16 protein-coding genes are annotated in these 19,183 nt (G+C 74.2%); 5 read left to right on the plus strand and 11 right to left on the minus strand.

All coding sequences use genetic code 11. The features are described from left to right. The first annotated feature begins 175 nt into the window (after positions 1-175). Both ACFYT9_RS28770 and ACFYT9_RS28775 read left to right on the plus strand, forming a co-directional pair. Positions 176-817: a phosphoribosylanthranilate isomerase gene (locus ACFYT9_RS28770; protein ID WP_389168584.1), complete on the plus strand. Its 642-nt coding sequence runs from the start codon at positions 176-178 to the stop codon at positions 815-817. Positions 818-858: 41 nt separating this feature from the next. Next, positions 859-1,044, plus strand: coding sequence for a hypothetical protein (locus ACFYT9_RS28775; RefSeq protein WP_387280387.1), 186 nt, complete (start codon positions 859-861; stop codon positions 1,042-1,044). Here ACFYT9_RS28775 and ACFYT9_RS28780 read toward each other — a convergent pair. The 4 genes from ACFYT9_RS28780 to xylB all read right to left on the minus strand — a co-directional run bounded on the left by ACFYT9_RS28780 (position 1,041) and on the right by xylB (position 6,384). Then, a complete protein-coding gene (locus ACFYT9_RS28780; protein ID WP_389168586.1) occupies positions 1,041-2,729 on the minus strand; it encodes an FAD-dependent monooxygenase in 1,689 nt (562 codons plus the stop codon). The genes ACFYT9_RS28775 and ACFYT9_RS28780 overlap by 4 nt on opposite strands. A gap of 121 nt (positions 2,730-2,850) precedes the next feature. Beyond that, complete coding sequence (locus ACFYT9_RS28785) at positions 2,851-3,621, minus strand: hypothetical protein (RefSeq protein ID WP_389168588.1); 771 nt, start codon at positions 3,619-3,621, stop codon at positions 2,851-2,853. Next, complete coding sequence (locus tag ACFYT9_RS28790; RefSeq protein ID WP_389168589.1) at positions 3,605-4,834, minus strand: hypothetical protein; 1,230 nt, start codon at positions 4,832-4,834, stop codon at positions 3,605-3,607. Before ACFYT9_RS28790 ends, ACFYT9_RS28785 begins: the two co-directional genes overlap by 17 nt. A gap of 71 nt (positions 4,835-4,905) precedes the next feature. Continuing rightward, complete coding sequence (gene xylB / locus ACFYT9_RS28795) at positions 4,906-6,384, minus strand: xylulokinase (RefSeq protein ID WP_389168591.1); 1,479 nt, start codon at positions 6,382-6,384, stop codon at positions 4,906-4,908. A 102-nt stretch (positions 6,385-6,486) separates the two neighbouring features. On the opposite strand from xylB, the gene xylA reads away from it, so the two are divergent. Continuing rightward, on the plus strand, positions 6,487-7,656 hold the full coding sequence (gene xylA / locus ACFYT9_RS28800) for a xylose isomerase (protein WP_389168593.1): 1,170 nt from the start codon (positions 6,487-6,489) through the stop codon (positions 7,654-7,656). Between the two features lie 457 nt (positions 7,657-8,113). On the opposite strand, the gene ACFYT9_RS28805 is transcribed toward xylA, so the two are convergent. Then, positions 8,114-8,443 (minus strand): winged helix-turn-helix transcriptional regulator, encoded by a 330-nt coding sequence (locus tag ACFYT9_RS28805; RefSeq protein WP_389168594.1) that lies wholly within the window; start codon positions 8,441-8,443, stop codon positions 8,114-8,116. Between the two features lie 157 nt (positions 8,444-8,600). On the opposite strand from ACFYT9_RS28805, the gene ACFYT9_RS28810 reads away from it, so the two are divergent. Further along, positions 8,601-9,500: an NAD(P)-dependent oxidoreductase gene (locus ACFYT9_RS28810; RefSeq protein WP_389168596.1), complete on the plus strand. Its 900-nt coding sequence runs from the start codon at positions 8,601-8,603 to the stop codon at positions 9,498-9,500. Positions 9,501-9,522: 22 nt separating this feature from the next. Here the strand turns inward: ACFYT9_RS28810 and ACFYT9_RS28815 are convergent, their stop codons facing one another. Further along, complete coding sequence (locus tag ACFYT9_RS28815) at positions 9,523-9,825, minus strand: antibiotic biosynthesis monooxygenase (protein WP_389168597.1); 303 nt, start codon at positions 9,823-9,825, stop codon at positions 9,523-9,525. A 258-nt stretch (positions 9,826-10,083) separates the two neighbouring features. On the opposite strand from ACFYT9_RS28815, the gene ACFYT9_RS28820 reads away from it, so the two are divergent. Further along, positions 10,084-11,115 carry a LacI family DNA-binding transcriptional regulator gene (locus ACFYT9_RS28820; protein WP_389168599.1) on the plus strand — a complete coding sequence of 344 codons (1,032 nt, stop codon included), beginning with the start codon at positions 10,084-10,086 and terminating at the stop codon, positions 11,113-11,115. Here ACFYT9_RS28820 and ACFYT9_RS28825 read toward each other — a convergent pair. From ACFYT9_RS28825 to ACFYT9_RS28845, 5 genes are read right to left on the minus strand one after another with little or no spacing between them, the layout of a single operon-like run. Beyond that, the gene (locus tag ACFYT9_RS28825) at positions 11,051-13,336 is read right to left on the minus strand and encodes a glycoside hydrolase N-terminal domain-containing protein (protein WP_389168600.1); all 2,286 of its coding nucleotides are present in this window, start codon (positions 13,334-13,336) and stop codon (positions 11,051-11,053) included. The genes ACFYT9_RS28820 and ACFYT9_RS28825 overlap by 65 nt on opposite strands. Beyond that, positions 13,333-15,330: a beta-galactosidase gene (locus ACFYT9_RS28830; RefSeq protein WP_389168602.1), complete on the minus strand. Its 1,998-nt coding sequence runs from the start codon at positions 15,328-15,330 to the stop codon at positions 13,333-13,335. Before ACFYT9_RS28830 ends, ACFYT9_RS28825 begins: the two co-directional genes overlap by 4 nt. A 29-nt stretch (positions 15,331-15,359) precedes the next feature. Then, positions 15,360-16,316 (minus strand): carbohydrate ABC transporter permease, encoded by a 957-nt coding sequence (locus ACFYT9_RS28835; protein ID WP_389168604.1) that lies wholly within the window; start codon positions 16,314-16,316, stop codon positions 15,360-15,362. Beyond that, positions 16,313-17,272: an ABC transporter permease gene (locus tag ACFYT9_RS28840; RefSeq protein WP_389168606.1), complete on the minus strand. Its 960-nt coding sequence runs from the start codon at positions 17,270-17,272 to the stop codon at positions 16,313-16,315. Before ACFYT9_RS28840 ends, ACFYT9_RS28835 begins: the two co-directional genes overlap by 4 nt. A 1-nt stretch (position 17,273) precedes the next feature. Continuing rightward, on the minus strand, positions 17,274-18,971 hold the full coding sequence (locus ACFYT9_RS28845; RefSeq protein WP_389168607.1) for an extracellular solute-binding protein: 1,698 nt from the start codon (positions 18,969-18,971) through the stop codon (positions 17,274-17,276). Positions 18,972-19,183: the final 212 nt, after the last annotated feature.

The raw sequence follows: 19,183 nt of genomic DNA on the forward strand, positions 1-19,183 counted from the left end.
GTCGCCCTTTTCGCTCGGACAGAAATGATCCGCCGGGTCGTCCGAACCCCCGCACGTCCTCCGCCGGTCCCCCCGTCCGCCCCCGCCCTCCCACGCGCAGGGGGCGGCGGATCGACGCCGCCGGAGCGGGTCAGTAGGCTCGGCGGCGCCGGGACGGGAGCAGAGGAGCGACAGAGTGTTCGTCAAGGTGTGCGGGCTCGCCACGACCGCCGACATCGATGTGTCCGCCGAGGCGGGCGCGGACGCGATCGGCCTGGTGATCAGCGGGACCAGCGTCCGGGGGCTCGCCCGGGACCGGGTGCCGGCGCTCGTCGCGCACGTGCCGGCCGCTGTGGTGTCGGTCCTCGTCGTCAACGACACCCCGGCCGCCGAGGCGGCCCGGATCGCGGCCGACCTGGGCTTCGACGCGCTCCAGCTGCACGGCCGCGGCTACGGCCGCGCGGAGTTCGAGGCCGCCGCCGCGGTCTTCCCGCGCCTCTGGCGGGCGACCGCGCTCGCCGACGGGCCCGACACCCGCGTGGGCGCGCTGGGCGAGGAGATCCTGCTGCTCGACTCGCCGAAGGCGGGCTCGGGCTCGCGCTGGGACCTCTCGCTCCTGGAGGCGGCCCGGCCGGAGGGCCGCTGGCTCCTCGCGGGCGGTCTCGCCCCCGGGAACGTCGCCGAGGCGATCGCCGCCGCCCGTCCCTGGGGCGTCGACGTCTCCAGTGGTGTCGAGTCGGCTCCCGGCGTGAAGGACCACGATCGGGTACGTGCCTTCGTCACCACGGCGAAATCCGCGCCGCCCGCTCAACCCTCCGACGTCTCCGCACGTCAGTAGGGGTGAGGCAGGACGTACTACCGAGGGACGAGGGGGCCGTGATGGTGGAGGAACTGGCGGAGGCGGTGGTCCGGGCGACGGGCGCGGCGGCCCGTGGTGTGGCGGCCCTGTTCACGGTCCCGGAGACCTACGCGGCGGCGGCGGAGTTCGCCACGGCGGAGGCCGACCGCCCGCGCGAGCGGAAGGCCCGGAAGGACGAGAGGGACCGCGGCGCGTCCAAGTCCTAGGAGGCGCTGTCGGGGGCTGCGAAGACCCGGGCCAGGTGCGCGGCCAGGCGGGCCGGGTCGGGGTCGGTGAGGCGGGCGCCCAGGCAGCCGTCGGGGCGGACGACGAAGGCGGTCGGCCGGTCCCCCTCGACCGCGTACCGGGCGGCGAACTCGCCTCCGGTGTCCCGGTGGGCGGAGAGCGGACCGGCGCCGGGCGGCCCGTCCGGCGGGCGGATCGCGCAGACGTCGACGCGGCCGCCGGTGGCGCGCCAGGCCGTCGAGGCCAGCTCGTCGCGGGCGGCGACGCCGCCGGAGCCGTACCCCGTCCCGTACAGCAGGAGCACGGTGCGGCGGTCGCGGAGGACGTCGAAGAGGCGGACGGGGTACGTGGCGATGGGGCCGGTGAGGCCGCCGCAGTCGGGGGCGCGGTCCCCGGGCCGGGGTCCGGGGCCGTCGCCGGGCGGGTCCACGACCGGGCTGCCCCGGTAGCCGACGAGCAGCTGCGCCTCGCGGAGCATCAGGGTCTCCGGGTCCTCCGGGTCGGCCTGTACGCCGCCGCCCGTGGCGTGCCGGACGGTGCGGCCGACGACCTCCTCGCCGACCGGGCGGCGCTCGGCGTCGTAGCTGGCGAGCAGCCCTGCGGAGGCGGCTCCGTCGACGGCGAGGGCGAGCTTCCAGGCGAGGTTGTAGGCGTCCTGGATGCCGGTGTTCATGCCCTGGGCGCCGGTCGGCGGGTGGATGTGGGCCGCGTCGCCCGCGACGAAGACCCGGCCCTCGCCGTACCGGTCGACGATGCGGTGGCTGATCCGGAAGACCGAGGCCCAGCGGAGCGCCGAGGCGGTGGTGCGCTGCGGGGAGAGGCGGTCGAGGACGGCCTGGATGTCGGCGAGGCCGGGCGCGGTGCCGCCGTCGAGCCCGTGCGCGACGTGGCCGGCCGTGTCCGTGTCCGTGTCCGTGTTCCGGGCGGAGAGTCCGGGCGGCACGCGCATCGACATCCGGTAGCGGCGGCGGCCGGGCAGCGGGATGCAGACGAGGACGTCGTCGACGGCGCCGTCGCCGTCGAGGTGCATCGAGCGCAGGCCGTACCCCTCGGGGAGGTCCCAGTCGACCTCCACGTCGCCGAGCATGTACTCCTCCGGGAAGGCGCCGCCCTCGAAGGCGAGTCCGAGACCCTTGCGGACGGTGCTGTGGGCGCCGTCGCACCCGACCAGGTAGCCGGTCCGCAGCTCCTCCCGGGTGCCGGCGGCGTCGGTGAGGAGGGCGGTGACCCCGTCCGGGTCCTGGGTGAAGCCGTCGAGGGCGGTGCCGCGTTCGATGCGGGTGCCGTGGCGGGCCAGGGCCTCCTCCAGCAGCCGCTCGGTCTCGTACTGCGGCAGGGCGGCGAAGCCGTACGGCACCTCCGGCGGGAGCACCAGGTCGTAGCGGCCGCGCTCGGCGCCGTCGACGTACACGTACTGCCCGCGCATCGGCACGGCCGCCTCCAGTGCGGCCCTGACCACGCCCATCCGGTCCCACACCTCCAGCGTGCGGGGCTGGACGCCGACCGCCTTGGCGTACGGCAGGCGCTCGGGGAGCCGGTCGACGATCCGGCAGGCGACGCCCTGGCGCCGCAGTTCCAGGGCGGCCGTCAGCCCGACCGGCCCCGCGCCGACGACGAGCACGTCCGTCCCGCCGGAGCGTGCCCCTGATCCGCTGGTGTGTGCCACGGCGCCTCCCGGGCGTGCGGCCCCCGAACGGGTCGTTCCGTCACCATGGTCGCCCGGGTCCGGGGAGGGTCGCCAGTCGGTGCGGCGGCGGACGGGTCGGACCGGTGCGGGGCCGGACGGGTCAGACCGGTGGCATCAGGTCGCTCTCGCTGACGGTGTGGGCCAGCGGGGGGTACGCAAAGTCCGTCTCCTGGTTCTCGCGGCGGCGCAGCCGGTAGAACGCGCGCCGCTGCTCGTCGTCGGCCGGAGCGAGGCGGGTGCCGTCCGGGAGGTGGGCGTGCCCGTCGCGGAACCGGACGGTGGTCTTCGAGGTGCGGAAGGTGAGGCCCAGCCACTGGTTCTCCGCCGCCCGTCCCGCCGCGTCCAGGACGATCCGGTGCCGGAGCAGTCGGTTGGAGTCGACGGAGAAGGCGACGGCGCTGTGGTGGGTGAGAGGGAGCTCGAAGCTCTCGGCGCCGGGCTCCTTCGCTTCGAAGACCAGCTTTCTCGGCGGGCCCGCCTCGGGGTGCTCGTAGCAGGAGTAGACGGCGATGAACGACCCTTCGGCCAGGTCGAGGGCCTGGTCGGAGTGGGCGCCCATGGTCGTGTAGGCGTTCGTGTACGTCTCGGCGAGGGCGTTGTCGAAGGCGGCCGGGCTCCCGATGAGTTCCTGGATCCGGCGGGCGAGCCGGTCGTGCGCCGGCCGGAAGCGCTGCGCCGGGGTGGCGTACCGGGTGGTCGTGCGGACGAGCGGCACGCCGCCGTCCTGGTCGACTCTGGTCAGCACGGCGCCGCGGCGGCCCTTGCCGACGTCCTCCCAGCGCACCGAAGCGGCCAGTTCGGCGAAGGGGTTCTCCTGCGCGGGCAGGGCGCGGGTGAGGATCCGGTCCCGGAGGTCAGGCGCGGGGGGCAAGGTAGTCTCCCGTGTTCATGCTGAAGAGGAACGCGTCGCCGTAGTCGATGAAGGACGAGGTCCTGTTCTCCTCGGCGTACAGCCCGCGGAGTTCGTCCATGCCGTCCGGTGTGGGCGGCCCGAGCTCCACCAGCCCTCCCGCCCTCTTGAGGAAGGTGCGGCCGTCCCGGTGGACGGCTTCGGCGCTCGAACACCGCACCACGTAGCCCAGGCGGGTCGGGAGCAGGGCCGCGTCCAGCGCCGAGGGCCTGATCTCGTGCGTGTAGAGGCGGTTCGTGGACAGCGGCATGAAGAACACGGACCCGGGGTGGAGGGTCAGGGTGAACTGCGCGGGGAGCGCGGTCCCGTGGAGTTGGGCGGCGGCCGGGTCCTTGAGGCGGAAGTGGAGTCGGGTCAGTCCGCTGATCCCCTTCACGCCGCGGTCGAAGGCGTCTCCCGCCAGGGGCTCCAGCCGGTCGAGCCCGTCGTAGAAGGTGCAGAAGGCCATGATGCCGTCGACGGGCATGTCCTTGGTCTTGTCGGCATGGGAGGAGATCTTCGCCTTGGACTGCTTGCGCCCTTCCGTGGCGGGGGTGTTGTGGTAGGTCTGGGCCAGGACGTGGTTGAGCGGCGCGTGGTCGCGGAAGACGGCGGCGGCCTCGCGGTTCAGGGCGTCGACGATCTGCGTGTCGGTCGGACGGAAGCTCTCGGTCGGGCCCGAGAGGTTCGTGGAGCAGCGGAGCAGGCGGAAGTGGAGGGCGTCGCCGTCGCGGGTGACGGGCGTGAGGTAGATGCCGCTGCGACGGGCCGTCCCCGGCTTGGTGGACTCCGTCAGCGTCTGGAACGCGTGCTCCTCGCGGATCCGCCCGAAGTGGCCGTCACCGGGCTCGAAGAAGCGGCGGTAGTAGACACCGGCGCCGTGGACGCGAGCGGGGACGCGGCCGGCGCCGACGGAGGTCCACGGTCCGCCGCCGTCCGCGCCGTCTCCCCCTGACGGCTCCCGCACGACGAACACCCGCTCGGCCGAGGCCAGTCGGCGGGGGTCGACACCGGTGGTGTCGCCGTACAGGTAGACGGTCCTGCCCGCGAGGTCGGGCACGGAGGCCAGCCCCTCCGGTGTGACGACGGAGCCGAAGAAGTCCCCGACCACGTCGTCGCCGTGCGACGCCTCGGGGGCGACCAGGATGTTGCCCGCGTCCTCGATGCGGGCTTCCTTCGGCTCCGTCGTGCGCATGGATCGGCACCTGCCCTTCGCGGATCCCGGCGACTCTCCCGGGATCGTGGAAGGCCCACGGTAACGGCCGCCTATGACAACAGCGTCGGCGTCGCCCCGGCCAGTACCTCCTCGATCCGGTGCCAGGTCTCCTCGTCGCGGGCGACGGGCGGCAGGGCCGTGCCCGCGCCCGTGTCCCAGGCGGTGGCGACGGCGACGGGGTCCTCGCCGGTGGCGGCGCCCGCGGCGAGGGCGGCGGCGCCCAGGGCGACGAGTTCATCGGCGGCGGGGACGACGAGGGGGCGGCCGGAGAGGCGGCGGACGGTGTCGGTCCAGGTCCGGCCGCGGGCGCCGCCGCCGACGAGGCGCAGCGGGCGGTCGCGCACGGCCGGGTCGGCGGGGTCGAGGCCGCAGGCGGCGAGGAGGCCGTCGAGGGCGCGCAGGACGGTGAAGGCGGCGCCCTCGTAGGCGGCGCCGAGGACGGAGCGCGGGTCGGTGGTGTGGCGGAGGCCGGTGAGCAGGCCGGAGGCGGCGGGGAGGTCGGGGGTGCGCTCGCCGTCCAGGTACGGCAGGACGACGGTCTCGCCGCCGGGCAGGGCGTCCTCGCGGTCGAGGCCGAGGAGGGCGGCGAACCGGTCGACGGCCAGGGTGCAGTTGAGGGTGCAGCCGAGCGGGAGGTAGCCGCCGTCGGTGGCGGCGAAGCCGGCGAGGGCGGGGTCGGCGGGGCGGGTGCGGGTGGCGGCGAAGACGGTGCCGGAGGTGCCGAGGCTGACGACGGGGTGGTCGAGGAGTCCGGCGGAGCCGAGGCCGAGGCCGACGGCGGCGGCCATGTTGTCGCCGGTGCCGGCGGCGACGGTGACCGCACGGGGCAGGCCCAGGGCCTCGGCGGCGGCGGCGGTGAGCCGGCCTGCGGGGGTGGCTCCGGTGGGGGCGACGGCCGGGAGCCGGGCGGGGTCGAGGCCGAGGAGGTCGAGGAGGGCGGGGTCGTAGGCGCCGTCGGCGGTGGCGTACCAGCAGGTGCCGGAGGCGTCGCCGGGGTCGGTGACGGCCTCGCCGGAGAGGCGTTCGGTGAGCAGGTCGTGCGGGAGGCGGACGGCGGTGGCGGCCTCGGCGTGGCGGGGCTCGTGCTCGCGCAGCCACTGCCACTTGGCGGCCGTCATGGAGGCGACGGGGACGGAGCCCGTGCGGTCGAGCCACGCCTTCGGGCCGCCGAGACGGTCGGTGAGGACGGCGGCCTGGGGGGCGGAGCGGGTGTCGTTCCAGAGGAGGGCGGGGCGCAGCGGCCGGTGGCCCGCGCCGAGCACCACGAGGCCGTGCTGCTGGCCGGCGACGGCGAGGCCGGTGACGGCCTCGGGTGCGGCACCGGACGCGCGGATCGCCGTGCGGACGGCGGTGACCAGGGCCGTCCACCACTCCTCGGGGTCGCTCTCGCGGGCGCCTCCGGTGCCGGTGACGGTGTGCGGGGCGCGGCCGAGGCCGAGGAGTTCGCCGGTGGCGGCGTCGACGGCGACGGCCTTGGTGGACTGCGTGGAGCTGTCCACGCCGATCACGACGGAGCGGCTGACGGGCACGCCCTCACCTCTTTCCCTCGGTCCCTGCTCTGGCGCCGCCGGGCACCGGTGGCGTATTAGTTATCTCAGAAAACAAATCCGTTCGCCAGAGAGGCGTCCACCATGCCCGAGCGTTTCTCCCCCACCCCCGAGGACCGTTTCACCTTCGGCCTCTGGACCGTCGGATGGCAGGGCCGCGACCCCTTCGGCGACGCGACCCGGCCCGCCCTGGACCCGGTCGAGTCGGTCGAGCGGCTGGCCGGCCTCGGGGCGTACGGCGTCACCTTCCACGACGACGACCTGATCCCCTTCGGCGCGCCCGAGGCGGAGCGCGAGGCCGTGGTGAAGCGCTTCCGGGACGCCCTCGACCGCACGGGCCTGAAGGTGCCCATGGCCACCACCAACCTCTTCACCCACCCGGTCTTCAAGGACGGCGCCTTCACCGCCAACGACCGGGACGTGCGCCGCTTCGCGCTGCGCAAGACGATCCGGAACATCGACCTGGCCGTCGAGCTCGGCGCGGAGGTGTACGTCGCCTGGGGCGGGCGCGAGGGCGCCGAGTCCGGCGCGGCGAAGGACGTGCGGGTGGCGCTCGACCGGATGAAGGAGGCGTTCGACCTGCTGGGGCAGTACGTCACCGAGCAGGGGTACGAGCTCCGCTTCGCGATCGAGCCGAAGCCGAACGAGCCGCGCGGCGACATCCTGCTCCCCACGATCGGCCACGCCCTCGCCTTCATCGAGCACCTGGAGCGGCCCGAACTGGTCGGCGTGAACCCGGAGACGGGCCATGAGCAGATGGCCGGCCTGAACTTCCCGCACGGCATCGCGCAGGCGCTGTGGGCGGGCAAGCTCTTCCACATCGACCTCAACGGGCAGTCCGGCATCAAGTACGACCAGGACTTCCGGTTCGGCGCGGGCGACCTGCGCCAGGCGTTCTGGCTGGTGGACCTGCTGGAGACGGCCGGCTACACCGGCCCGCGCCACTTCGACTTCAAGCCGGTGCGCACCGACGGCTTCGACGGCGTCTGGGAGTCGGCGAGGAACTGCATGCGGAACTACCTGCTCCTCAAGGAGCGGGCGGCCGGCTTCCGCGCCGATCCGGAGGTCCGGGACGCTCTGGCCGCGTCCCGGCTGCCGGAACTGGCCGTGCCGACCGCCGCCGGGGGCCTGGCGGAGCTGCTGGCCGACCCGACCGCGTACGAGACCTTCGACGCGGAAGCGGTCGCCGCGCGCTCGATGGCCTTCGAGCGCCTCGACCAGCTGGCCCTGGAGCACCTGCTCGGCGTCCGCTGACGGACCGCGGCCGCGCGGCGTCGCGTGCGCTCCCGGCGTTGGTTTGGCAGCGGCTGGCGGGCTGGCGCGGGTCGCGCTCGGCCCGCGGACCACGCGGGCCACGCGGCCCACGCGGGCCGAGCGGGCCGAGCGGGCCGAGCGGGCGCGACCCGCGCGGCGGAACCGGGCTCCGCGTTCGGAGAGTTCGAGCCGGTCGCGGAGGGCGCGGCCGGCATCGACCGGTGCGCGTCCCGGTCGGCCGGCGCCGAGCCAGCCGAGCCCGCTGAGCCCGCCGTGGACGGCGTCCACGCCGGCTGGACCACCGCCGAGCCGCGGAGCGCCTTCCGAAGGGCCTCGGCCGCCCAGGCGGACGCGGTCCTGGCCGTCGCGCCCGGGCTCCACGGCCGGCTCCCACGCCCCCGGACCGCCCACCCGCCTCGCCGTGGCGGGCGAGTCCCGCCGGGCGGCGACGGGACCGTCAGGGCAACCGCTCGATCTCCTCCAGATGCTCCTCGCCCCACGCGCCGAGCGGAGCGAGGGCGGAGTTCAGCGAGTGCCCGAAGGGGGTGAGCGAGTAGACGACCTTCGGCGGCACCTGCTCGTGCACCTCACGGTGGACCAGTCCGCTCGCCGCCATCTCCTTGAGCTGGAGGATGAGGATCCGCTCACTGATGCCCGGCACGGCGCGGCGTAACGCGCCGAAGCGCAGGGGCTGTTCACCCAGCACGAAGAGGACGAGCCCTTTCCACTTCCCTCCCATGACCGCCATGGCCGCGTCCAGTCCGCAGGTGTACTTCCGTCCGTCCATACCGCCCCCGCCCTCCGATGCTGCACATACATTCCTGTGCGTACCGGACAGAAATGTCGGTACTTGATCCAATCTACGGGGTCTCGCACGATGGTCGCGGGGCTCCTGAGCAGCAGGGTTCACGCCCCGATCCACCACGCGCACCTGGGAGTTGGGCATGCCCGAGCAGCACCGCACACCCGTCACCGTGATCGGCCTCGGATCGATGGGCAGTGCCCTCGCGTCGGCCTTCCTCGCCGCCGGTCACCCGACGACCGTCTGGAACAGGACCCCGGAGCGGGCCGCGCCGCTCGCGGAGCGCGGCGCGGAGGTCGCCGCGACACCGGCCGAGGCCCTGAGGGCGAGCCCCCTGGTCGTCACCTGCCTCACGACCTTCGATGCCACCCGGGCCGCCCTCGACGCCGCCGGGCCCGAACTCTCCGGCCGGACCCTGGTGACCCTCAACAGCGGGGCGCCCGCCGAGGCCCGGGACACCGCCCTGTGGGCGGCCGGGCACGGGGCGCGGTTCCTGGCCGGGGCCGTGCTCGACGTACCGTCGGCGGTCGGATCCCCGGGCACCCTCCTCACCTACGGCGGCGAGCGGGCGGCCTTCGACGCGCACGCGCCGGCCCTTCGGGCACTGGGAGGGGACACGGTCCACCTGGGCGAGGAGGCCGATCTGGCGGCGCTGTACGAGATGGCGGTGGGCGCCACCCTGCTGCCCGCGCTCGTCGGCTTCTTCCAGGGCGCCGCCGCCCTCCAGGCACGGGGCCGGACGGCCGCGAGCATGGTGGGCTTCACGGGCCGGCTGCTCGACATGACCAAGGAACTGCTGCCGGTGTTCGCCGACGAGATCGACCGGCGCGACTACAGCGCCGGCGAGTCCTCGGTCGACCTCTTCCTCGCCGGCACCGCGCACGACGCGGCGCTGGAGGAGGAGACCGGGGTCGACACCGCCTGGCTGGCGCCGCTGCACGAGCTCGTACGGCGGGCCGCCGAGGCCGGGCACGGCAAGGACAGCATCGCCGCCCTCACCGAGGTGCTGCGCAAGCCGGCCGGGGAGACCGGCACGTCCTGACCGCACCCCGCGCGGCCACCGCTCAGTCGGTGTCCGGCTCGGCGAGCAGGTCGTCGACGAGGGCGAGGCGGGTCTCGGGGAAGTACTCGGCGATCGCCTCGCGCATCATCGCCTCGCCCTCGGGGTCGGGGGTCCCGCATCTCTCCCGCGTCTCCCGGTCGGGCCAGCGGGCGTACGCCACCCAGCTTCCGTCGTCCGCCCGGTGGAGCCGGGAGCCGTAGCTGCCGCATTCCTGGTGGATCGCCAGGGCCACCCGGTGCCAGCCGTCCATGAGCTGCTGCTCCCGCCCCGGCCGCACCCGCCACCGGTACACCACCGCGAACATCTCGCCGCCTCCCTCGTCCCGCTCCTCGCCCCGTTCCTCTTCGCCACCAGAAGGAACTACACCGATCAGTTCACTGTCAAGACTGAACGGTTCGGTCAGCCCGGGGTGAGGGTCACTCGTCGAAGCGCTTCGATCTTTCCCCGCCTCCAGTCTGGACACGTCAACTCCCCCGCGTTACCGTCTCGCTGAGCCGTCGAAGCACCTTTTCGACGACTGTGTCGAAGCGATTCACCACAGGGCCGCGCGCGGGGAGATCGGATGGTCACGCTTGCCGAGGTCGCCCGGCACGCCGGGGTGTCGGCCAGCACGGTGAGCTACGTCCTCAGCGGCAAGCGGCCCATCTCCGACCTCACCCGGCGGCGGGTGCGGGACAGCATCGAGCGGCTCGGCTACCAGCCGCACGCCGGGGCCCGGGCGCTCGCGAGCAGCCGGTCGCGGATCATCGCGCTGATGGTGCCGCTGCGCACCGACGTGTACGTGCCGGTCATGCTGGAGATCGCGGTCGCCGTCGCCACCACGGCCCGCGCGCACGGCTACGACGTCCTGCTGCTGACCGGCGAGGAGGGGCCGTCCGCGCTGCGCCGGGTCACCGGCAGCGGACTCGCGGAGGCCGTGATCCTCATGGACGTGCAGCTCGACGACGGACGGCTGCCGGTGCTCCGGGGGGCCGCGCCGCCGGCGGTGCTGGTCGGACTGCCCGCCGACCCGGCCGGACTGAACTGCGTGGACCTCGACTTCGCCGCCGCCGGGGCGCTCTGCGTGGAGCACCTGGCCGGGCTCGGGCACCGGGAGATCGCCGTCGTCGGCGGCTCCCCCGGGGTGTACGCCCGGCACACCGGCTTCGCCGAGAGGACCCTCGGCGGGCTGCGCGAGCGGGCCGCCCTGCTGGGCGTCGGGCTGCTGCACCGGCCGTGCGACGGCAGTCACGACGCGGTCGCCGGGGTGCTCGCCCGGATCCTCGACGAACGCCCGTCGGTCAGTGCCTTCGTGGTGCAGAACGAGACGGCGGTGGAGCCGCTGCTCGCCCTGCTGCGACGGACCGGCCGGGCGGTCCCGGAGGACGTGTCCGTGGTGGCGGTCTGCCCCGAGGCGGTGTCCGAGCGGGCGTCGGTGCCGCTCACCTCGGTGGCGATCCCGGCGCAGGAGCTGGGCCGGCGGGCGGTGGAGCGGCTGTTCGCCCGGCTGACCTCGCCGGACGGCCCGGACGCCACCGGGGTCGAACTCCTCACCCCGGTGCTGACCGTCCGGGAGAGTTCGGGTCCGCCGCCGGCCCGCCGGCTCCCGGACTGAGGAGTACGCGCTCCGCCCCGGCCCGCAGGGTCAGCGGCCGCCGGCCGTCGGGGACGCACAGCTCGATCGCGGCGTCGCGGTCGGGGCGCAGCACCGCCGTGTACTCCCCCGGGGCCCAGGTCAGGTCGATCCGGGCGCCGAAGCGGGTGCGGACGCCGGTGATCCGGCCCCGGGCGCAGAGTCCGGGCGGCGGCGCGGGCAGCAGGACGAGCCGGTCGGGGGTGGAGCGGACCAGCGCCTCGATCAGGAGCGCGGGCAGGGCGTGGGCGGCGTCGGCGTTGTAGACGTCGCGCTTCGGGTAGTGGGCGCTCATCAGGGAGGCGTGGAAGTAGTCGCCGCGGAGGACCCGCCGGAGGGCGTCGCCGGTGCGCCCGGCGTCACCGAGGCGGGCGGCGATGAGCCCCTGGTGGAGGTGGCCGTGGGCGGAGTCGTTCTCGCTGCCGCGCAGGGCGAGGGCGCGGGCGGCGGCGCGGGCGAGGCCGGGGGTGTCGTACGGGGTGATCGCGTCGAGCGGCCAGACCGGGTAGAGATGGCTGAGGTGCCGGTGGTCGTAGCGGTCGCCGAGGCCGGGCCAGGCCCATTCGGCGAGGGCGCCGTCGGCGTTGACGCGGTAGGGCGGCAGGCGGTCGGCGAGGTCCCGCAGCCGGGCGGCCCGGTCGGCGGGGGCGCGGTCGGCGGCGGCGGTGAGGGCGTGGCGGGCGGCGGCGAGGTCCATGGTGGCGTTGACGGCGCCCCAGCTGCCGCCGCGCGGGCGGTTCTCCGGGGAGTAGGAGGGGACGACGGCGAGCCGGCCGTCGGGGCCGGTGCGGGTGAGGAAGTCCTCGTAGAAGTCGGCGAGTTCGCCGAGGAGGCCGGTGAGCCAGGGGTCGTGCCGGCCGTCGGCCTCGTCCGCTTCGAGGAGCGGGAGGAGGAGCCAGTCGGCGGCGGCGGTCCACAGGTGGAGGGGGTACGCGCGGTCGAAGTGGTAGGTGTGGCCGTTCTCGCCGTCGGTGTGGGCGGGGGCGGTGATGCCCCGGGTCCCGAAGACGGCCCGGGCGTTGTCCCGCCAGTGGTCCGTCTGGCCCCGGATGAGGGTGCGGTGGGCCTCGGTCACCTCGGGGAGGTCGGCGGCGACGGCGGAGGCGGTCTGGAGGGCGAGGTTGGCGTCGGTGGTGAAGCCGCCGGACCAGGCGGTGTCCCAGTCGCCGGTCCACAGGCCGCAGAGGCGGGGCGGGTACAGGCCGGCCGAGGAGAGCAGGTGGTACCGGCCGGCGGCGAAGAGGCGTTCCAGGAGGGCGGGTCCGGCGGGGCGGGCGAGCAGCGCGGAGCCGGCCAGGGCGCGTTCGGCGGGGTCCGCGCCGAGGTCGAGGGCGACCCGGTGGTACGCGGCGGTGTGGAGCGCGGTGTGCCGGTGGAGCAGCCGGGCGTACGCGGCGGCGGGGCCGTCCTCCCCGGCGAGGGCGCGCAGGGCCGCGGCCTCCTCTGCGGGGTCGTACGGGCCGTCGTGCCGGCGGACCCGGGTGAGCAGGAGGAGTCCGGAGGCCCCTTCGGCGCGGATGCCGCGGTCGGTGAGGGTGGTGCGGCCGGTGTCAGTGACGACGAGGGTGGTGCCGGTGTAGCCGAGGGTGGAGTCGGGGTAGCGGGCGCGCAGGGTGAGCAGGGTCTCGCCGTGGGCGGTGGCGACGCCCCGGCCGACGGCGAGGCCGGGCGGCGCGCCGTCGAGGCGGTGGTCGAGTTCGACGCGGACCCGGGGCCCCGGCTCCGTCACGTACTGGACGAGGACGTCGTCGGCGCGGGAGGCGAAGACCCGGCTGGTGCGGCCCCCGGAGGTGGCGGTGACGACGCCGGTGGTGAAGTCGGCCTCGCGCCGGGTGCCGGGTGGTGGCCCGGGGTGCTCGGCGCGGACGCGGGTGAGGAAGCCGGGGTGGAAGGGCTGGATCCAGCGCAGCGGGCGCCCGTCGGTGAAGGTCTCGGCGGCGGTGAGGTCGCCGGAGAGGAGGGAGTCCTGGAGGACGGGGAGCAGGTCGGCGAGGCGGGGCGGGTCGGTGTCGCCGGGACGGTGGTGGGGGCGTACGAGGGTGTGGTGGGTGACGATCACCCGGTCGTCCGCGGGGTCGCCGTACACCAGGGCCCCGTGTCGGCCGTTGCCGGTGAGGAAGGCGTCCTCCCAGCGGGCGGCGGGCGCGGGTTCCCACGTGCCGTGCACGGGGGTGTGCGGGGGCTCGGGGACGGGTTCGCTCATGGGTGCTCCTCCAGGACGGCGGCGCCGAAGCGGTCGAGCGTGAGGGTGTCGTCGACGGTGGTGCCGGTGAGCAGGTCGCGGTGGCGGCCCGGTACGCGGACGGTGACCGGGGTGCGCCCGTGGTGGAGCAGGAAGAGCAGGTCGCCGCGGCGGACGGCCTCGACGCCGTCGGGGAGTCCGGCGAGGACGGGGTGGATCCCGGCCTCGCGGGCGGCTTCGGCGAGGAGGGCGCGCAGCGCGTCGGGTTCGGGGAGGGTGGAGAGGTAGCGGGTGCGGCCGTGGCGGAGGACGGCGGGGCGGCCGTCGAGTTCGCCGCCCCGGTAGGAGGCGAGGGTCTCGGTGCCGGGGGCGGGGAGCAGTTCCTCGGACCAGAGGGTGGCGCGGAAGGTGCCGCAGTCGGTGTGCTCGGCGGGGGCGAGGGGCCAGCGCTCGTCGATCCGGTCGATGCCGAGGAGGGTGCGGAGGCGGGCGTCCGTGCCGCCGGGGCGGATCCGGTCGTCGGGGTCGGCGACGCCGGTGAAGAAGCCGCAGACGAGGTGTCCGCCGCCGGTGACGTACCGCTCCAGGGCGGTGAGGGAGCGGTCGTCGAGGAGGTAGAGGTGCGGGAGGACGACGAGGGGGTGGGTGGTGAGGTCGTGGTGGGGGTGGGCGAGGGTGACGGGGAGTCCGGCCTCCCAGAGGGCGCGGTGCCAGGCGCGGACGAGGTCGCCCTGGTCGAGGTGGGCGGAGAGGGCGCCTTCGTGGCGGCCCGCCCACCAGGAGTCCCAGTCGTGGAGGAGGGCGATGGGGGCGTCGGGGACGCGGCTGCCGGCGACGTGGGGGCCGAGGCGGGCGAGGTCGGCGCCGATGCGGACGGTCTCGCGGAAGCCCCGGCCGTGCGGGCCGCTGTGGCCGAGCATGGCGGAGTGGAACTTCTCGGCGCCCTGGCGGGAGGCGCGCCACTGGAAGAAGTGGACGGCGTCGGCGCCGCGGGCGACGGCCTGGAGGGTCCAGAGCCGGTTGAGTCCTTCCGGTTTGGGCCGGTTGACGGGGCGCCAGTTGACGGCTCCGGCGGCCTGTTCCATCACCATCCAGGGGCCGCCGCCCGCCTGGGCGCGGGTGAGGTCGGCGACGAGGGCGTTCTCGTGGGCGCCGGCGCGGGGGTCGGCGGGGTCGGGGTAGACGTCGACGGAGACGACGTCCTCCTCGGCGGCCCAGGCCCAGCCGTCCTGCCCAAACCAGAAGGGCATGAAGTTGGTGGTGACCGGCAGGTGCGGGGTGTGCTTGCGGACGATGTCGCGTTCGGCGCGGTAGCACTCCAGGAGCTGGTCGGAGGTGTAGCGGCGGAAGTCGAGGACGTGGGCGGGGTTGCGCAGGTAGTGGGCGCGGCGCGGGGGCAGGACCTCGGCCCAGGAGGCGTACCGCTGGCTCCAGAAGTCGGTGCCCCAGGCGGTGTTCAGGGCGTCGAGGGTGCCGTACCGGTCCTGGAGCCAGGTGCGGAAGGTGCGGGCGGCCTCGTCGCCCCAGTCGTGGGTGCAGTACTCGTTGTTGATGTGCCACATGACGAGCGCGGGGTGGGTGGCGTAGCGGGCGGCGAGGTCTTCGGTGATCGCGGCGGCGTGGCGGCGGTAGGCGGCGCTGGAGTGGGCGAAGTGCTGCCGGGAGCCCCACCATTCGGTGCGGCCGTCCTCGTCGCGCGGCAGGGTCTCGGGGTGGCGGTGGCCGAGCCAGGGCGGCGGGGAGGCGGTGGGGGTGGCGAGGACGACGTCGACGCCGTGGGCGTGGGTGAGGTCCATGAGCCGGTCGAGCCAGCCGAAGTCCCTCCGACCCGGCTCGGGTTCGAGCCGGGCCCAGGAGAAGACGCCGAGGGTGACGGTGGTGACGCCGGCCCGCCGCATCAGCCGCAGGTCCTCGGCCCAGGTCTCCTCCGGCCACTGTTCGGGGTTCCAGTCGCCGCCGTGGAGGATGCGGGCGGGACGGCCGGGCGGCCGGGTGAGGTCGTCGAGGCGGGGCATGGGGCCTTCCTGGAGGGGTGGGGGCGGGCTCAGCCCTTGACGGCGCCGGTGAGCATGCCCTTCTTGAAGTGCTTCTGGACGAAGGGCGAGAGGACGGCGACGGGGAGCAGGGCGAGGACCATGACGGCCATCTGGACGGCGAGCCCCGACAGGTCCCCGGCCTTGACGGCCTGGCCGAGGCCGACGGGGATCTCCTGTTTCTGGGCGAGCTGGATGAGGACGTTCTGGAGCGGCATCATGTCCTGGTCGTTGAGGTAGAGGGAGGCGTTGAACCAGGCGCTCCAGTAGCCGACCGCGTAGAAGAGGGTGATGACGGCGATCACCGCGCGGGACAGCGGCATCACGATCGTCCACAGGATGCGCAGGTCGCCGGCGCCGTCGATGCGGGCGCTGTCGGTGAGTTCGGGCGAGATGCCCATGAAGAAGGCGCGCAGGACGAGGATGTTGAAGACGCTGACGGCGCTGGGGAGGATCAGCGCGAGGTAGGTGTCGGTGAGGCCGAGGGTCTGCACCAGCAGATAGGTGGGGATGAGGCCGGCGCCGAAGAACATGGTGCCCATCAGGGTGAAGAGGATGGCCCGGTGGGCGAGTGAGCCGGGCCGGGAGAGTCCGTAGGCGGCGAGCACCGAGACCGTCATCGAGAAGAGCGTGCCGGCGAGGGTGACGCCGAGGCTGACGAGGACGGCGCGGGTGACCTGGCCGCCGCTCAGCAGCTCGCGGTAGGCGATGAGGGTGAAGTCCCGGGGGACGACGACCAGTCCGCCGGTCTCGGTGATCGTCTTCTTGCTGGAGACGCTGGTGACGAGGACGATCCAGAGAGGGAAGAGGACGGCGAGGCAGGCGCCGCCGAGGAGGACCGCCTTGGCGGTGAGTCCGGCCCGGGTCGGTTCTTCCTCCCAGACGGGCCGGGCGGGCGCCGCCCACCGGGAGGGGCGGGCGGCGCGGGCGGGCGGAGCCGCGGGCCGGCTCTGGACGTGCAGGGTCATTTCCGGTACACCCCCTGTTCGCCCATGAGGTGGGCGGCCTTGTTCGCGGAGAGGACGAGCACGAGGCCGACGAGGCCCTTGACCAGGCCGGCCGCCGCGGCGTAGCTGAAGTCCTGGCTGCGCAGGCCGGTCCACCAGACGAAGGTGTCGAGGACCTCCGCGGCGGCGGGTCCGACGGCGTCGCGCTGGAGCAGCAGCTGCTCGAAGCCGACGGTGAGGGCGTCTCCGACGCGCAGGACGAGGAGCAGGGCGATGACGGGCCGGAGCGCGGGCAGGGTGACGTGCCACATGCGGCGCCACCGGTCGGCGCCGTCGATGGCGGCGGCCTCGTAGAGGGACTGGTCGACGGCGGCGAGCGCGGCGAGGAAGACGATGACGCCCCAGCCGGCGTCCTTCCAGATGCCCTCGGCGGTGACGAGGAACTTGAAGACGGCGGGGTCGGTCATCAGGTCGAAGCCCTCGTGGCCGTGTTCGCGCAGGGTCTGGGCGATGATGCCGGCGCCGCCGAAGATCTGCTGGAAGACGGTGATGACGATGACCCAGGAGAAGAAGTGCGGCAGGTAGAGCACGGCCTGGACGAGGGCGCGGACGCGGGGCCGCAGCAGGCTGTGCACGAGCAGGGCGAGGGCGACGGGGACGGGGAAGAAGAGCACCAGCTGGAGGAGGAAGAAGACGAGGGTGTTCTCGACGGCGTCCCAGAAGGCGGGGTCGGTGAGCACCCGGTCGAAGTGGGCGAGGCCGACCCAGGGGGATTCCAGGATGGCGGTGACGCCGTTGGTGGAGAGGTAGGGGTCGTACTCCTGGAAGGCGACGACGTTCCCGAGGACGGGGAGGTAGTGGAAGACGAGGACGAGGGCGAGTGCGGGCACCGTCATCAGGAGGAGGGTGCGGTCGCGCCGGAGCCGCCGGCCGAGGGGGATCCTCGGCCGGCGGTCGGTGGTGTCGCGCTTGGTCACGTCAGCTCGCCGCGGAGCCGGTGGTGTCGAGGAGCTTGCTGTACCAGTCGCGGAGCTCGTCGCCGCCCTTGCTCTTCCACTCGGAGACGGCCTGCTGCATGTCGGAGAGCTTCTTCCGGCCGCGGACGATGTCCTTCTCCAGCTGCTCGAAGTCGTTCATGAGGCCGGTCCACCGGCTCGGCTCGGCGACGGTGAGGCCGTAGAAGGAGGACTTGCGGGTGAAGGCGCCCATCCGCTGCTGCCAGCCGATCTGCGCCTCGGTGATCTCCGGCAGGTCGGGGTGGGCGATGTAGGGGGCGGGGCTGGCGATGAACATCCAGGAGCTGCTGACCTCCTGGTTGCCGGCGTCGGTCTTGACCGGCAGGCCGTCCTTGATCGTGTGGTGCACCCCTTCGACGCCGTAGTCGGTGAGCATGCGCTCCTTGGTTCCGTAGGGTGCGGCGGTGAAGTTGGCGATGGCGAGGGCGTCCTCGACGATCTCCTTCGGGGCGCCCTTGCGGACGAAGGACCAGATGTTGGCGGGGTTGGTGGCCCACAGTTCGGGGTCGCCGCCGGCGTGGCCCGGGACGTCCATGGCGGCCATGGCGAAGTCCGGGTTCTGGGCGGCCATCTCGGCGGTCTTGCCGTACCAGTGGGCGAGGTCGTTGTTGTAGATCAGGCACTGGCCGGAGGTGAAGCGGACGCTGGTGTCGCCCTGGTTCTGGGCCTTCTCGTCGGGGTGGACGACGCCGGCGTCGTAGAGCTTGCGGGTCCATTCCAGGGCTTCGAGGTACTCGGGGGTCTCGATGCGGTTGACCAGCCTGCCGTCGACGAGGTGCCAGCCGAGCGCCTTGTCGCCGCCGTTGAGGACGCCGAACATGTTGTAGGCGGTCCAGGTCATGTCGGCACAGGCCCACACCTTCGCCTTCGCGCTGGTGATCTCCTTGGCGAGGGCCAGGAACTCGTCGGCGCTCTCGGGGACTTGCCAGCCCTTCGCGTCGAAGAGGTCCTTGCGGTAGAAGGGCGCGATGTTGGTGACGTACGAGGCGGGCATGGGCAGGCCGCGGAGCCTGCCGCCGAAGATGCCGCGCTGCCAGGCGTCGGTGGGGATGGCGGCGAGGTTGGGGTAGGCCTTGACCTTGTCGCCGGAGAGGTACGGTCCCAGGTCCTCGAACTTGGCGTCGACGGCGCTGGGGATCTTGCCGCCGAGGTTCCAGCCGGGGACGACGACGAGGTCGGGGACGGTGCTGGAGGCGAGGACGGCGCCGAGCTTCTGGTCGTAGACGTTGCCGTCCTGGTTCTGCCAGGCGGCCTGGACTCCGACGGCTTCGTTCATGGCCTTGTAGTAGGGGTTGCCGGAGGCGGGCGGGGTGCCCCAGAAGGGGGCCATGACGGTGAGCGCGCCGCCCTTGCCGAGCTTCTCCGGTACGGATGCCTTGAGTTCGGCGCTGGGGATGGCGCGGGTGTAGCCGGCGGCGGAGCCGTCGCGCGCCGGGAGGTCGGCGGGGACGACGCTGCTGGCCACGTGGGTGGGGAGGATCTTCGCGGCGTCCTTGCCGCTGGTGGTGCCGTCCTTCTTGCCGGTGTCGCCACCGCCGCAGGAGGTGAGCAGCGGGGCCCCGCCGGCGACCGCGACGGCGGCGACGGCGCCGGTGGCGAGGAAGCCCCTCCGGCTCGGTTCGGTTCTCGGGGAGCCCGTGGAGGCGGCGTTCGGCGTCATTGCGTCAACCCTTCATGGCACGCGCCAGGACACACGGCGTCCCTGGGAGCGCCGGCCGGCTGCGGTGACGGAGATGGAGCAAGGTGCGGGGTGCGGGGTGCGGGCGGGGCGGGGCCCCGGGAGCGCGCGGCGACGGGCGCGGTGGTTCGGCACCGCCGAGTCGAAGCGCTTCGATGTTGCTGTGAGGTTAAGTGACGCCCCCAGGTGCGGCA

Source organism: Streptomyces sp. NPDC004435, from assembly GCF_042873895.1.
Taxonomy (GTDB): domain Bacteria; phylum Actinomycetota; class Actinomycetes; order Streptomycetales; family Streptomycetaceae; genus Streptomyces.

What these genes read in the sequence shown, in the direction of transcription:
- ACFYT9_RS28775 (WP_387280387.1), top strand. Translation starts at nt 859, where the DNA reads ATGGTGGAGGAACTGGCGGAGGCGGTGGTCCGGGCGACGGGCGCGGCG.
- ACFYT9_RS28790 (WP_389168589.1), bottom strand. Translation starts at nt 4,834, where the DNA reads ATGCGCACGACGGAGCCGAAGGAAGCCCGCATCGAGGACGCGGGCAAC.
- xylA (WP_389168593.1), top strand. Translation starts at nt 6,487, where the DNA reads ATGCCCGAGCGTTTCTCCCCCACCCCCGAGGACCGTTTCACCTTCGGC.
- ACFYT9_RS28805 (WP_389168594.1), bottom strand. Translation starts at nt 8,443, where the DNA reads ATGGACGGACGGAAGTACACCTGCGGACTGGACGCGGCCATGGCGGTC.
- ACFYT9_RS28810 (WP_389168596.1), top strand. Translation starts at nt 8,601, where the DNA reads ATGCCCGAGCAGCACCGCACACCCGTCACCGTGATCGGCCTCGGATCG.
- ACFYT9_RS28815 (WP_389168597.1), bottom strand. Translation starts at nt 9,825, where the DNA reads ATGTTCGCGGTGGTGTACCGGTGGCGGGTGCGGCCGGGGCGGGAGCAG.
- ACFYT9_RS28820 (WP_389168599.1), top strand. Translation starts at nt 10,084, where the DNA reads ATGGTCACGCTTGCCGAGGTCGCCCGGCACGCCGGGGTGTCGGCCAGC.
- ACFYT9_RS28825 (WP_389168600.1), bottom strand. Translation starts at nt 13,336, where the DNA reads ATGAGCGAACCCGTCCCCGAGCCCCCGCACACCCCCGTGCACGGCACG.
- ACFYT9_RS28830 (WP_389168602.1), bottom strand. Translation starts at nt 15,330, where the DNA reads ATGCCCCGCCTCGACGACCTCACCCGGCCGCCCGGCCGTCCCGCCCGC.
- ACFYT9_RS28835 (WP_389168604.1), bottom strand. Translation starts at nt 16,316, where the DNA reads ATGACCCTGCACGTCCAGAGCCGGCCCGCGGCTCCGCCCGCCCGCGCC.
- ACFYT9_RS28845 (WP_389168607.1), bottom strand. Translation starts at nt 18,971, where the DNA reads ATGACGCCGAACGCCGCCTCCACGGGCTCCCCGAGAACCGAACCGAGC.